Raw genomic sequence first — 1,616 nt, 5'->3', positions numbered from 1 at the left:
TCCTGCCACATACGGTCGTAGAACTCGCGGTCGTGGTGGCCGGAGGAGAGAATCGCGGGCGTCGCCCCGCGCACCTCCGCCTCCGAATAACCGGTGATCTCGGTAAACGCGCGGTTGACGCTCTGGATCCGGGTCTCCGGATCGGTGATGGTCACGCCCTCACGGGTCGAGGCCAGCACCCGCGCGGCCTGACGCAGCCGCACGTCGGTACGCCGGCGCTCGGTTACGTCCCTCGCCACCACCGCCACCGCCGCAGTCCCGTCCAGGTCCACCGCGCTGAGGCTGACATCCAGCCAGCAGACCGAGCCGGAACGCCGCTGCGCGGGCCACTCGAAGCGCTGGGGAGCGCCTTCGGCCGCCGCCGAGAGCCGCCTGCCGAAGGTCGCCGGGCCACCGCAGCAGCCCTCCGCGCCGAGTCCGGCGAAATCGAGGCCCTGCGCCTCCGCCGCGGTATAACCGATGAGCTCACCGGCCGCGGGATTGAGCTCCAGGACCTCGCCCTCCCCGGCGGAGAGCAGGAACACCGCATCCTGAACCGCCTCGAAAACCGCCGGCCAGCGCCGGTCATGCCCTCGCTCACCGTCGGTGGCCCGCACCGGCCGCAGGATGACGAAGTAATAGTGCCGGCCATCCGCCTCCTCGTGGAAACCCGACACCGTGACCCGCACCGGGCGCTCACTCCCGTCGCGGCAGCGCGCACCGAGCAGCCAGCCCGACCCACCCCCGCCGGCGGTGACATCGCCGGGCGCCAGGGCAGTGAGGTCGGTCACCGCGGCCCCGGTGTCGCTCGTACCCAGATGCGCGCGGATATCGGCACCCCGTAACGCCCCGGGGCGCTCCCAGAACAGCGCGGCCGCGGCCGTATTGAGACCACGTACCCGGTGCCCGCCGTCGATGAGCACCGCCGCCTCCGGCAGTGCCCGCATCATCGCCTCGACGCGCGTAAGCCACTCGCTACGCGCCATGCCGTCGCGGCTCCCTGTACAAGGTGTTGTATCTCCTGCACGCACCGGCGTGCCGAGTGCCATTACCGCCCCCGGCGGGAGACGTACGCGACGCCCCGCCGATAGATCCCCCATCCGGTCCGCAACGCGGGCCGCAACTTGGAAGAATACTAACCTGATCGTCCGTATTACACCTCCGGACGACCTTGGTTGATCCTCGTCAGTCGTGTCGCCGCATACACAGGGGGACCGGGGGTGGCCTCACCACGACATTGCTCGCGTTTTGCGTCATCGGGCCGCGCCGGTGTGAACGCGCATTGCCGCCCGCCGAACCGCTAACGCACGCCAATACCCCCGGGACGCCCGACGCGAGCGACCGCGGCGGGACCGGCGGCACACAGGCAGGGACCGCGCCCCGGCGACCGCTTGGCACCGCAGGTGCCGCAGTGCTGTGACCCGCGTCACGTGAGGCGCTATCATGTCGCGGCAATCCAGGCTTGCCGCCGATGCCGGGGCGCACGGAGTCCGCCGGACCGCGGCGAAGGAAACGAGGATGGAGCTGGACCGATACCTGCAGCTGATGCCGAAGCACAACGCCTCGGACCTGTTCTTCAGTGCCGGGGCGCCGGTAGGGATCCGCATCGACGGGCGCATCCGGGCAATCGAACCGGA

Annotated in this window: 1 protein-coding gene; it reads right to left on the bottom strand. The window is 70.5% G+C overall.

Translation table 11 applies throughout. The annotated features are described in order from the left end of the window. Positions 1-965 (bottom strand): PAS domain-containing protein (locus G7A99_RS19300; protein ID WP_163143275.1); only part of this gene is annotated, 965 nt, incomplete at its 3' end. Positions 966-1,616 lie beyond the last annotated feature (651 nt).

It is taken from the genome of Arhodomonas sp. KWT (assembly GCF_010993615.1).
The sequence above is the reverse complement of the archived record's forward strand: the minus strand, read 5'-3'. Positions and strand labels throughout refer to the sequence as shown.